This window comes from Candidatus Methylomirabilota bacterium (genome assembly GCA_036002485.1).
In the GTDB taxonomy this organism is placed as follows: domain Bacteria; phylum Methylomirabilota; class Methylomirabilia; order Rokubacteriales; family CSP1-6; genus AR37.
This window is the reverse complement of sequence record DASYTI010000032.1, coordinates 1-11280: the sequence shown is the minus strand read 5'-3', so window position 1 is coordinate 11280 and position 11280 is coordinate 1. Positions and strand designations below refer to the sequence as shown.

General features: G+C 68.1%; 14 protein-coding genes. 13 read left to right on the top strand and 1 reads right to left on the bottom strand.

The annotated features are described in order from the left end of the window. From VGT00_03565 to VGT00_03505, 13 genes are all read left to right on the top strand, one after another. A partial coding sequence (locus VGT00_03565; protein HEV8530476.1) for a hypothetical protein occupies nt 1-200 on the top strand: 200 nt, incomplete at its 5' end. 23 nt (nt 201-223) lie between these two features. Further along, complete coding sequence (locus VGT00_03560; protein HEV8530475.1) at nt 224-2044, top strand: APC family permease; 1821 nt, start codon at nt 224-226, stop codon at nt 2042-2044. A gap of 378 nt (nt 2045-2422) precedes the next feature. After that, nucleotides 2423-3397: a GNAT family N-acetyltransferase gene (locus tag VGT00_03555; protein HEV8530474.1), complete on the top strand. Its 975-nt coding sequence runs from the start codon at nt 2423-2425 to the stop codon at nt 3395-3397. A 47-nt stretch (nt 3398-3444) separates the two neighbouring features. Further along, complete coding sequence (locus VGT00_03550; GenBank protein ID HEV8530473.1) at nt 3445-4353, top strand: hypothetical protein; 909 nt, start codon at nt 3445-3447, stop codon at nt 4351-4353. Nucleotides 4354-4360: 7 nt separating this feature from the next. Next, nucleotides 4361-4687, top strand: coding sequence for a gamma-butyrobetaine hydroxylase-like domain-containing protein (locus VGT00_03545; protein HEV8530472.1), 327 nt, complete (start codon nt 4361-4363; stop codon nt 4685-4687). A 10-nt stretch (nt 4688-4697) separates the two neighbouring features. Beyond that, complete coding sequence (locus VGT00_03540) at nt 4698-6248, top strand: MDR family MFS transporter (protein ID HEV8530471.1); 1551 nt, start codon at nt 4698-4700, stop codon at nt 6246-6248. 3 nt (nt 6249-6251) lie between these two features. Beyond that, nucleotides 6252-6770, top strand: a complete 519-nt coding sequence (locus tag VGT00_03535; GenBank protein HEV8530470.1) for a hypothetical protein — start codon at nt 6252-6254, stop codon at nt 6768-6770. Then, entirely contained in the window at nt 6767-6955 is a 189-nt protein-coding gene (locus VGT00_03530; protein ID HEV8530469.1) for a hypothetical protein, read from the top strand. The genes VGT00_03535 and VGT00_03530 overlap by 4 nt, the downstream gene beginning before the upstream one ends. A 12-nt stretch (nt 6956-6967) precedes the next feature. Continuing rightward, nucleotides 6968-7120 carry a hypothetical protein gene (locus VGT00_03525; protein HEV8530468.1) on the top strand — a complete coding sequence of 51 codons (153 nt, stop codon included), beginning with the start codon at nt 6968-6970 and terminating at the stop codon, nt 7118-7120. Beyond that, complete coding sequence (locus VGT00_03520; protein HEV8530467.1) at nt 7117-7512, top strand: PPOX class F420-dependent oxidoreductase; 396 nt, start codon at nt 7117-7119, stop codon at nt 7510-7512. The genes VGT00_03525 and VGT00_03520 overlap by 4 nt, the downstream gene beginning before the upstream one ends. A gap of 30 nt (nt 7513-7542) precedes the next feature. Beyond that, the gene (locus tag VGT00_03515; GenBank protein ID HEV8530466.1) at nt 7543-9528 is read left to right on the top strand and encodes an ABC-F family ATP-binding cassette domain-containing protein; all 1986 of its coding nucleotides are present in this window, start codon (nt 7543-7545) and stop codon (nt 9526-9528) included. Continuing rightward, the gene (locus tag VGT00_03510) at nt 9525-9839 is read left to right on the top strand and encodes an HNH endonuclease (protein ID HEV8530465.1); all 315 of its coding nucleotides are present in this window, start codon (nt 9525-9527) and stop codon (nt 9837-9839) included. Before VGT00_03515 ends, VGT00_03510 begins: the two co-directional genes overlap by 4 nt. 98 nt (nt 9840-9937) lie before the next feature. After that, nucleotides 9938-10255 (top strand): helix-hairpin-helix domain-containing protein, encoded by a 318-nt coding sequence (locus tag VGT00_03505; GenBank protein ID HEV8530464.1) that lies wholly within the window; start codon nt 9938-9940, stop codon nt 10253-10255. A gap of 441 nt (nt 10256-10696) precedes the next feature. Here VGT00_03505 and VGT00_03500 read toward each other — a convergent pair whose 3' ends face one another. Next, the gene (locus VGT00_03500; protein HEV8530463.1) at nt 10697-10897 is read right to left on the bottom strand and encodes a cold-shock protein; all 201 of its coding nucleotides are present in this window, start codon (nt 10895-10897) and stop codon (nt 10697-10699) included. Nucleotides 10898-11280: the final 383 nt, after the last annotated feature.

Here is an 11280-nt window from a genome sequence, read left to right as displayed (position 1 = left end):
GGGCGCGTTCCCCGAGCTCCTGCCGCGTCATCGGTGGCCGCACGCCCCCGCACCATCAGACCGCGCTCCTCGTCCGCGGGGCGCGCCTCTTCCGGCAGAGTATCGTCGTGGTCAACGTGCGGTTCACCTCACGGCCAGACCATCGACCTCGAGACCGACGGGGTCGCCTAAGGCTTGACGGCCGCCCGCGGCGCGGCTAGGGTAGGTCTTTCGAGAACAGCCGGTGAACCTCCACGCACTCAAGAAACTCGTGGTCGGGAGCCCTCTGGCCACGGCCCAGGCCCGTCACGAGCGGCTCTCCAAGACCGCGGCGCTGGCCGTGTTCTCCTCCGACGCCCTGTCCTCCGTCGCCTACGCGACAGAAGAGATCCTGCTCATCCTCGTGCTGGCGGGCAGCGCGGCCTTCTATCTCTCCATCCCCATCGGCGGGGCCATCGCCATCCTCATCGCCGTGGTGGTCAGCTCGTATCGCCAGACCATTCTCGCGTACCCGCAGGGCGGCGGCTCGTACATCGTCACCAAGGACAATCTGGGGACGCTTCCCGGCCTCGTCTCGGCGGGGGCGCTTCTCATCGACTATGTGCTCACCGTGGCCGTGAGCGTGGCGGCCGGCGTGGCCGCCCTCACCTCCGCCGTCCCCATCCTCTTCGACTATCGCGAGGCCATCGGCGTGGGCTTCGTCACCGCCATCACGCTGGCCAACCTCCGGGGCCTGCGCGAGTCGGGCAAGCTCTTCGCGCTGCCCACCTACCTTTTCATTGCCGCGGCGGGGACCCTCATTCTCTATGGGCTCGTGCGGTGGGCCTTCGGGTGGGATGTGGCCGCGCAGGCCGCCCGTCCGATCGTTCCCGCCACGCAGGAGCTGACCGTCTTCCTCATTCTCCGCGCCTTCGCCTCCGGCTGCGCGGCCCTCACCGGCGTGGAGGCCGTCTCCGACGGCATTCCCGCCTTCAAGCCTCCGGAAGCGAAGAACGCCGGCGTCGTGCTCGGCTGGCTCGGCGTCATCCTCATCTCGCTCTTCATGGGTATCACCTTCCTGGCCCGGCACTATCATCTAACCCCCGTGGCCGAGGAGACGATCGTCTCGCAGCTCGCCCGCCAGATCTTCGGTGAGAGCCTCTTCTACTTCTGCATCCAGGGCGCCACCATGCTCATCCTGGTGCTGGCGGCCAACACGGCCTTCGCCGACTTCCCGCGACTGTCTTTCTTCCTCGCTCGGGACGGCTTCCTGCCGCGCCAGTTCGGCACGCGAGGCGATCGCCTGGTTTTCTCGAATGGGATCCTCATCCTCGGGGGAACGGCCGCGCTCCTGCTCGTGATCTTCGGCGGTAGCACCCACGCCCTCATCCCACTCTATGCGGTCGGGGTCTTTCTGTCCTTCACGCTCTCGCAGGCGAGCATGGTTCGGCGATGGCTCGTGCGCCGCGAGCCGGGCTGGCGCTGGCGCTGGTGGGTCAATGCGGTGGGCGCCGTCACCACGGGCGCCGTGGTGCTCGTTATCACGGCCACCAAGTTCACCCACGGGGCATGGGTGGTGGTGCTGCTCATCCCGCTGCTCGTGGCCATGTTCATCGCCATCCATCGCCACTACGCCGATGTGGCCGGGCAGCTCTCGCTCGACGGCTACGGGGGGCCGCCCCCCATGGAGCATACGGTGCTCGTGCTGGTCGGCGATATCCACCGGGGCGTCATCCATGCGCTGCAGTACGCGCGGACGCTCGCCCCCTCGGTCAAGGGCGTCTACGTCGAGCTCGACCCGGACAGGACGCGGCGGCTGGAGGAGAAGTGGATCAAGTGGGGCATGGGCGCGCCCCTCGTCGTCCTCTCCTCGCCCTATCGATCGCTCCTCCAGCCCTTCCTCGACTACCTCAATCATCTCCTGGCCCTCGGCGACACCCACATGGTCACCATCGTCATCCCCGAGTTCGTGCCCAAGCACTGGTGGCAGCACCTCCTGCACAACCAGACCGCCCTCCTGATCAAGGGCGCGCTGCTCTTCAGGAAGAATGTGGTGGTGACCGACGTCCCCTACCACCTGCACTAGCAGGCTGCTGAAAAAGGCCCATCTGCTTCGTTGGCGCCCCGCCCTTCGAGTTGAGCGGCAGTCCCTGGCCGTCGCGAGACGAGAGCTGAGTTGATCCGCACGCTCAACGTAGAGAGACTACGCCTCGCGTGCGGATCTACTCGGTCCTCGTCTCGCAACGCCTAAGAGCCGTCGCTCAACTCGAACAGCGGGGCGCCGCCTCGCATCTGGACCTTTTTGAGCAGCCTGCATGGCGGGTGTCCGGCTCGCGAAGGACGTCCTCGTCAATCGTTTGCCCAGGTTCTTGGCAGGGTCGGGAATTTCGCACTTTCCCCGGCACAGCTTTGCCGGCTGGAGTACCATCGCGTCGAAGGTTGGAAGCTGCCGGGGAGGGGGCCTATGTCGCAGACGGTCCTGAACAGGGTTGCGCAGGACGTCGTCCTGCGGGCGGCGACAGAGGAGGACCATGAGGCCCTCATCGCCATCGAGGACGATGACCATAGCTCCGGCGCGGCTCTCCTCCAGGCGCGCCGTAACTTCTTCGCCCGGACGGATGCCTATCCCTCGTCCCGGGTCCTCGTGGTCGAGCAGGATGGGGTGGTCGTGGGCGTCGAGTGCGTGGCCATGACCGAAGTCCGGATCGCTGGCGGTCACCGCAAGACGGCCTACTCTTTCAATACCCGGGTCGTACCAGGGCTCCAGAGAAGGCGCCTGGGACCCAGCCTCATCGAAGCGGCCGAGCGGTGGGCTCTGGATCAGGGGGCGAGCTACTTCACCGGCCTCATCAAGACCACCAACACCCCCTCGATGAAGATGGTCACCGCGCTGGGCTTCGAGACCATAGGGCGCTTTGACTATCTCGTCCTCGACCTCGCCCGCTTCGAGCCGGAGGGAACGCCCCGGGCCGTCCAGTTCGACCTGTACCGCGACCCACACCTGATGCGGCTCCGTCTCGCCGCGGTCCAGTCGCACCACTTCGTACCGGTTTTCCTCGAGCGCGAGCTCTTCTCTCCACCGCCCGAGGGCGCTTATACGGGCAGCTGGACGGCGGGCGAGCGCTCGGGCACGGCGTGGCTGTCCCTCTGGGACGACAGACCCGCCCGGCGTCTCGATCCCTTCGCCTTCCGGGCCGTCAAGGCCTTCGACGTCATGCTGGAGGGACCGGAGGCGCTCGACGCTTTCACGAACCTGGCCGGGGTGCTGCGCTTGCACGGGGTCCGGCAGCTCCTCGTGCCGCTGCCTGCCGAGTCGGCGGCCTGCGCCATGCTGCGCCCCTTCGCCGAGGAGATCGTGGACCTCAACTTCGTGGTCAAGTGCCTGGATGACAGCGGACCCGTGCCTCCGGGCCCGCTTTTCTTCGACATTCGCCACTGACCGGTCGTGTCGCCCGCGGCGCCGCTCTGGTAGACTGAGAGCCCGCCATGAAGACCGAGATCTCCGTTCAAGGGCCGCTCGACGCCGCCCACACCCTGTCGCGCTTCCATCTCTGGGGTGAGGATCCGTGCAATCGCCTGGTCGGCGACGCGCTCGTGCGCGCGGTGGAAGTGGCCGGGCGCTGGCACGGCTTCGAGCTCCGGTGGTCGGGCCCGGTCGACGCCGCGCGCCTATCCGTGTCCGTCCCCGGCGTCCGCAGCGCGCGCGTGCTCGACGCCGCGGTGGCCGAGGCGCGTGACCTCTGCGGCCTCGACCAGGACCTCGAGGGCTTCTACCGAGAGGCATCCGGAGACCCCGTGCTGCGCGTGCTGATGTCGCGTCTCTACGGGCTCAGACCCACGCTCCAGCCGAGGCCGCTCGAGATGCTGGTAGGCTCGGTGTGCGCCCAGCAGGTCAACCTCGCCTTCGCCTTCACCGTACGCGCGCGTCTGGTGCGCCGCTTCGGGACGCCCGTGAAGGTCGGTCGGCACACCGTGTACGGATTCCCGGAGGCGGCCAAGCTGGCCCGCGCCCGCGTCGGTGATCTGCGGCGCATGCAGTTCACCACCCGCAAGGCCGAGTATGTCGTCGGCCTGGCGCGCCAGGTCGTGGCGGGTGAGCTGGATCTCCACGCGCTCGCCCGGCGCACGAATGACGAGGTGATCGAGGCCCTCACGGCCGTCCGCGGCTTCGGGCGATGGACGGCCGAGTGGTTTCTCGCGCGGCACCTCGGCCGTGGCGATGTCTGTGCCGCCGGCGATCTCGGCGTGCGCCGGGCCTTCGAGCACTTCTATGGCCGGGGCCGCGCGCTGAGCGAAGCGGCCATACGCAGGCGCTCGCTCACGTGGGGGCGACATCAGAACGTGGCCGTGCACTATCTTCTGGCCGGCGAGCGGCTCCGCCTGAAGGCGGCCTGAGGACGCCATGGCCATCAAGCTCAGCTTGCCCATCCTCGGCCAGCCGAATCCCGACGAGCCCAAGGACGTGCATCTGGTCGGCCGCTACGCTGTTGGCGTCACCTGGGCCGACAATCACGCGAGCATCTATCCTTTCGAGCGGCTGCGCCTCGACGATCCGGTGCACACGCCCGAGCCGGGCGTGGTGCTGACCCAGGCCATGGGCTGGCCGAAGGACATCAAGAAGCAGGCCGACGGCCTTCGCGTGACATGGTCCGACGGCCACGAGAGCCTCTATCCATTCCGGATTCTCCGCGCCCTGTGCCGGTGCGCCGGCTGCACGGGCGGCCACTAAGTGGGAATCGATGGCTGAATACAGGGGGGAACCGCACCGCAGGCTCGTCTTGGCGGGCGTCATGGGCTCGATCTTCCTCGCGGCCATGGAGTCGACGGTGGTGGCCACGGCCATGCCCACCGTCATTGCCAGCCTCGGGGGGATCCAGATCTACTCCTGGACCTTCTCGGGCTTCCTCCTGGCCGCCACCGTGACCATGCCGCTCTGGGGCCGCTTGGCCGACCAGTACGGCCGCCGGCGGGTCTACCTCACGGGCTTGAGCCTGTTTCTCGTGGGATCGGCGCTCTCGGGGCTGTCGCAGAGCATGGCCCAGCTCATCGCGTTTCGCGCGATCCAGGGCCTTGGCGCGGGCTCGCTCATCACCATCGGCATGACGATCATCGCCGATCTCTACGGAATCGAGCGCCGGGCCAAGATGCAGGGGTATTTCTCGAGCGTGTGGGGCGTAGCGTCCCTGGTCGGCCCGCTCATCGGCGGCTTCCTCGCCGATGCCGTGTCGTGGCGCTGGGTCTTTTATATCAATATCCCATTTGGCCTCCTCGCCATGGCCGCCATCGGGTGGGGACTGGCGGGCGAGCGGACGGAGAGACGCGCGGCCGCCTTCGACTACGGCGGCACCGCCATCTTCGCGGGCGCGATCTCCGCGCTCCTCATCGGTCTCATCGAGGCCGGCCGCGGCGCCTCCTGGTGGAGACTCTCGGTGCTCGCGCTCCTGGGGCTGTCCGTCGTGCTCCTGGCCGTCTTCATCATGATCGAGCGGCGCGCGGCCGAGCCCGTGGTACCGCTCGCGCTCTTCGGCAATCCCATGGTTCGAGCCGCCTCGGTGACGGGGTTTTTTTCCGGCATGGCCATGTTCGGCGCCATTGCCTTCGTGCCGCTTTACCTGCAGGCGGTGAGCGGCACCAGCGCGACCGAGGCGGGCGTCGTGCTCATGCCCTTCGTGGTCGGCTGGGTGGCCTGCTCCATCCTGGGCGCGCGGCTGGTGCTGCGCGTCGGCTATCGGTCGGTGGTGCTGGTGGGCATGGTCGCCCTGACCCTGGCCTTCGTCCTGTTCGCGGGCTGGAACGAATCGCTCACGCGGGGCATCGCCATGCGCGACATCACCCTGGCCGGGGCGGGCATGGGGCTCGTGTTCGTGCCCATGCTGATCGCCGTGCAGAACGCCGTCCCCCGCTCCGTGCTGGGCTCCGCAACGTCGCTCACCAGCTTCTTCCGCAGCATCGGCGGCGCCGTGGGCGTGGCGGTGATGGGCTCGGTCATGGCCCAGCGCCTTCACCAGGAGCTGTCCGGGCTACTCGCGGCCGCGCCGGCGGGACTACAAGAAAGGCTGCGCGAGACCGTCGCGCACCCCGACCTCATCGTCAACCCGGCCACCCGCGCCGCCCTCGGCGCCGACGTGCTCGCCCTGATGCGTCCGGCCATGGCGCATGCCGTGGGAGCTGTCTTCATCGTGGGGCTCGTGGTTGCCGTGGTGGCGTTGGCCTCGGCCTTCCTCGTGCCGGCCGGTCAGATGCACGAGCTGGCCGCGGCGCAGGAGCCGGCCACGCCCTCGGGCGGCTAGACGGTGCCAGGCGACGCACCGCTCCTCGAGCGCCTGGCCAGTCTGCCTCCGGTATCGGTCGGCGAGCTCGTGGATCTGCTCGAGCGACTCGAGGAGCCCGGACGCGACCCGCTCCTGGCCGGGCTGGCCGGCGTGGACGAAGACGGCGAGCCGGCGATTCACCCGCTCGTGGCCGCCGTCGTGGAGCACCTCAGGCAGAAGCCCGAGACGACCTGCTATGCGGCGCTCCTCGAGGCATTGACGGGAGTGTGGAACGCGGCGGTGCGCGGTGCCGTGGTCTCGCGCCTGCGCGCGCAGGGGCTGCCCGCCGACGATCTCCTCCTCCGTCTTGAGGCGCTCTCGCCGACGCTCGGCCTGAAGTCCGAGAGCCGCGAGTGGGCGCGGCAGTGGATGGCGGACCCCACCGCCCAGGATGCGACCCTGGTCCAGCAGTGCCTGGTCCGCCTCCTGCTCGCGCTGCGGGGACTCGCGGAGGCCCGCGCCCGCATGCTCACCGGAGAGCCACCAAAGGAGACGGCATGATCCACGTGCACGAGAAGAACCAGGAACGGAAGCGGCTGAACGGTCTTATCGCCAAGAGCCCGATGCAGGTGCCGGGCACCGTCAGCGAGCTCGCCAGGCGCGTCTTCTCCGATGGCGCCCTGAGCAAGAAGCACAAGGAGCTGACCGCGCTCAGTGTGGCCGTGGTCCAGAACTGCTTCGACTGAATCGAGCACCGCGTGGAGGAGGTCCTCCACCTGGGCGCGACGGCCGCAGAGATCGCCGAGACACTCGACGTCGGGGCCATCATGGGAGGGACGGTGAGCATGAAGTCGGTGCGCCACGCCTTCGCCGTCATGGACGAGATCACCAGGAAAGGGCCCGCGACATGACCGACATTCCCTCCGGCTTCAAGGACCTGCTCGAGAAGAAGGCCTTCGCCAGCCTCGCCACCGTCAATGCCGACGGCACGCCGCAGGTCACCCCGGTCTGGTTCGACTGGGACGGCAGCCATATCCGCATCAACACGGCCAAGGGCCGCATCAAGGACAAGAACTTGCGGAGCCGGCCCGCCGTGGCCCTGGCCATCATGGACCCGGACAACCCGTATCGGTATCTGCAGATCAGAGGCCGGGTCGCCTCCGTCACCGAGGCGGGCGCCGACGCGCATATCGACTCGCTGGCCAAGAAGTATCTGGGCAAGGATCGCTACCCCTACCGGAAGCCGGACGAGGTGCGCGTCATCTTCACGATCACGCCGGGCCGCGTCCAGGCCATGGGCTAGGGAGCGGGACGGCAGGGGACGAGCTCCGACATGATCGCGCTCGACGCCATCTCCAAGGGCTTCGGCGGGCGGCCCCTGCTTCGCGAGGCTTCCTGGCGGATCGGCCGTGGCGAGCGGATCGGGCTGGTCGGTCCCAACGGCGCGGGCAAGACCACGCTCTGCCGCATCCTGGCGGGAGTGGAGCCGCCCGATGCCGGGCGCGTTCATCGCGACACGGGCGTGAGCGTGGGCTACCTGCCCCAGGAGGTCGGCGGCCTCGCGGCGGGTACCGTGCTCGCCGAGGCTCTGTCCGGGTTCGAGGACGTGTGGCGGCTCGAGGCCGAGCTCGAGCGGCTGGCGGATCTCATGGCCGACCCGGCCGCGAGCGAGGCGGTGACCGAGCGTTACGGCGAGATCCAGCACCGCTTCGAGGCGCTGGGTGGCTATCGGCTCGAGGCCCAGGCCAAGGTCATCCTCGGGGGGCTCGGCTTCGCGACCGACGACGTCCACCGCCCGCTCGCGGAGTTCTCGGGCGGATGGCGCATGCGGGCGGCCCTGGCCAGGCTCCTGCTCCTGGCCCCGGACCTGCTCCTGCTCGACGAGCCGACCAACCACCTCGACATCGAGTCGCTGCAGTGGCTCGAGGGATTTCTCTCCTCCTACGAGGGCAGCGTGGTCGTCGTCTCCCACGATCGGTATTTCCTCAACCGCATGGTCACCTCCATCGCCGAGGTGACGGAGGGGGGCGTCACCCTCTACGAGGGCGACTACGATCATTTCCTCGTCGAGCGCGAGGCGCGCCAGGCCCTCCTCGAGGCCCGCGCCCGCAATCAGGCCAAGCGCGTGGCCGAGATCGAGCGCTTCGTCGAGCGCTTTCGCTATCAAGCGACCAAGGCGCGTCAGGTCCAGAGCCGCGTCAAGATGCTGGACAAGCTCGAGCGCATCGAAGTCGCGCGAGCGGCGCGGCGCATCCGCTTCACGTTTCCGCAGCCGCCGCGCACGGGGCGGCTCGTGGGACGGCTGGTGGGCATCCACAAGGCCTACGGCACCACCGTGGTCTATGCGGGGGCCGACTTCGAGGTCGAGCGCGGCCAGCGCGTGGCTCTCGTGGGCGTCAATGGCGCCGGCAAGTCTACCCTTCTCAAGATCCTGGCGGGCGTCCTGCCCATCGACGGGGGCGAGCGGACGCTCGGGACCCATGTGGGAGTGCACTACTACGCGCAGCATCAGCTCGACGCCCTCGAGCCGTCACGCACCGTGCTCGAGGAGCTCGAGCAGGCCGATCCGTCGGCGAGCCTCGAGCGCCTGCGCACGATCCTGGGCTCCTTTCTTTTCAGCGGCGACGACGTGGACAAGCGCGTGGCCGTGCTGTCGGGCGGGGAGAAGGCCCGGGTGGCCCTGGCCAAGATGCTCGTCCGGCCCGCGGCGCTCTTGTGTCTCGATGAGCCCACCAACCACCTCGACCTCGCCTCCAAAGAAGTGCTCGAGGACGCGCTCGCGAATTTCACGGGTACCATCGTGTTCATCTCCCACGACCGGTACTTCATCAATCGAATGGCCAGTCACGTGGTCGAGGTCGAACACGGCCGCCTGCACGTCCACATCGGCAGCTATGACGACTACCTCGCGCGCAAGGCGTCGGGGGCGGCCCCCGCCCCGGCGACCCCGGCGAAGGCCGCCCCTGGGAAGGCCGCCCCGCTCCCGACCCGCCCGGCCCCTCCGCCCCGTCGGCCCGGGCCACATCCGAAGGATCCGTCCTCGACGCCGCCCTCGGCGACGCCCAAGGTGGGCAAAGCCCTCTCGAGGGAGATCAAGGCTCTCCAGGCGCGCCTGGCCGCCGTGGAGACCCAGATCGCCGAGCTCGAGAGGCGTCTCGAGGAGATTGCGCTGGCCCTGGCCGATCCTGATCTCTACCGCGACGGTGACCGCGCCCGCGTCATCTCTCAGCAGCGAAAAGACGCCGAGCAGCAGGTCGCCTGGCTCATGAAGGAGTGGGAAGACCTCTCGCTGTCCCTCGCCGCGGTGGAGAGGCCATGACGGCGGCGGAGCGGTTCATCCCCGTGGCCGACGCGGCCGCCCTCCGGCGCGAGCGGGCGCGGGCGCGAGAGCTCCGCCAGAGCGGCTGGTGGAAAAGACGCATCGCCGACGGACGCTGCCACTATTGCGCGCGTGAGGTCGGCGCCCGCGCCCTCACCCTCGATCACGTGGTGCCCCTCATCCGCGGCGGTCGCTCCGTCAGAGCCAATGTCGCGCCTGCCTGCAAGGACTGCAATGCCAAGAAGCAGTCGTTGCTGCCCTGGGAGTGGGACGCGTATCTCGATCGCCTCACCCGACCCGACCTCGACTAGATACACGTCCCCTGTCTGGAATTCTGGGCATTGTCAGCCCCCGCCCTTTCGGAGTGGAATGCGCGTCAGCGGTATCACATTCCTCCAAGGAGGGGCGTATGAGGACGACACGGTGGCTCATGGCAATGGTGGTGAGTGCGTGGTGGCTCACGGGGGCGACGGCGTGGGGCGCCGACGACAAGCCGCCGCATCCCCCCGCGAAGGCGCACGCGCAGACCGACGGCAAGGTCAACATCAACGAGGCGGACCAGAGCGCGCTCATGAAGCTCGAAGGGGTGGGCGCGGGCATGGCGAAGAAGATCATCGCCTGGCGCGAAGCGCACGGTCCCTTCAAGCGCGCGCAGGATCTCGAGAAGGTGCCGGGGGTCGGCAAGGCCGTGATCGACAAGAATTACGGGCGCATCGCGGTGAAGTGAAAAAACTCTTTTCCGCCGCAGACGACTTAGGTAGGATAAAGGAAATCGGTCGGAGCTCACACAGGCTTCCCTGGATCGTCCCCCGTGGCAATCCCGCCGTGGGCGACGTGACCGAGCCTCGAGCCGGGAGTCGGCGTCCGGCGCGAGGTGGTGGTCCTGGGCCCCGCTACGGGCCGCGCCGAGAAAGGGAGGTGATCCAGCCGATGTGTACCCCTACGGTGATCTGTGAGGTGGTCACCTCCTAAGGCCCTGAGGTAGAGCAGGCGCAGGTGGGCCTGGAGGACCCAGGAGCCACCGGCCCCGACGGTCCCGCTTTTCACCAGCGGGGCGGCCCGGACGTTCCGAAGCCGCAGAAGCCGTCGGGGCTCTTTTTTGTGCGCGGCGGAAAATAAAACGACCCGCCGGAGAACCCGGCGGGCCGTCAAGTGATCAGTGGAGAGATTAGACCTTGCGGACGTTGGAGGCTTGCAGGCCCTTCGGGCCCTTGGTCACTTCGAATTCGACCTTGTCGCCCTCCGCCAGGCTCTTGAAGCCCTGGGCTTGAATGGCACTGTAGTGGACGAAGACGTCCTCGCCGCCCTCGACCTGGATGAAGCCGTACCCCTTCGCGTCGTTGAACCACTTGACCGTGCCTTGTGCCATACGTCTGGTTCCTCTCTCCTTGGGTCGGCCGTGAGACCGCCCCCGTGATCCCCGCGCCACCATGGCTGGGGCTCCCCCGGGATCGGGGGAAACAAAAAAAGCGCCGTCGAGGACTCAGGTCCTCTCGGCGCCGCTTGCTAAGACTCGAACTTTTCGCTCACGTACGGATCAGGCACGTCACGAATGCGACCAGCGACACGCTAGCAGAGGGGGTACCCCCTGTCAAGACGCTTGTGACAGACTGTAGGGAGCACATGATCTGTCCGCTCCCGAGAGCAAGTGAAATGTCCGCTTTTCGGGCGGTCTCGGGTAGAGCCATGGTCGAGGGAGGTGACCATGCTCTATGCCGCGGCTGCCGTGGAGCGGGCCATGAAGATCCAGCA

Bases quoted from the DNA above. Each gene is read 5' to 3' on its own strand.
- VGT00_03555 (HEV8530474.1), top strand. From the start codon at position 2,423: ATGTCGCAGACGGTCCTGAACAGGGTTGCGCAGGACGTCGTCCTGCGG.
- VGT00_03550 (HEV8530473.1), top strand. From the start codon at position 3,445: ATGAAGACCGAGATCTCCGTTCAAGGGCCGCTCGACGCCGCCCACACC.
- VGT00_03545 (HEV8530472.1), top strand. From the start codon at position 4,361: ATGGCCATCAAGCTCAGCTTGCCCATCCTCGGCCAGCCGAATCCCGAC.
- VGT00_03540 (HEV8530471.1), top strand. From the start codon at position 4,698: ATGGCTGAATACAGGGGGGAACCGCACCGCAGGCTCGTCTTGGCGGGC.
- VGT00_03530 (HEV8530469.1), top strand. From the start codon at position 6,767: ATGATCCACGTGCACGAGAAGAACCAGGAACGGAAGCGGCTGAACGGT.
- VGT00_03520 (HEV8530467.1), top strand. From the start codon at position 7,117: ATGACCGACATTCCCTCCGGCTTCAAGGACCTGCTCGAGAAGAAGGCC.
- VGT00_03515 (HEV8530466.1), top strand. From the start codon at position 7,543: ATGATCGCGCTCGACGCCATCTCCAAGGGCTTCGGCGGGCGGCCCCTG.
- VGT00_03510 (HEV8530465.1), top strand. From the start codon at position 9,525: ATGACGGCGGCGGAGCGGTTCATCCCCGTGGCCGACGCGGCCGCCCTC.
- VGT00_03505 (HEV8530464.1), top strand. From the start codon at position 9,938: ATGAGGACGACACGGTGGCTCATGGCAATGGTGGTGAGTGCGTGGTGG.
- VGT00_03500 (HEV8530463.1), bottom strand. From the start codon at position 10,897: ATGGCACAAGGCACGGTCAAGTGGTTCAACGACGCGAAGGGGTACGGC.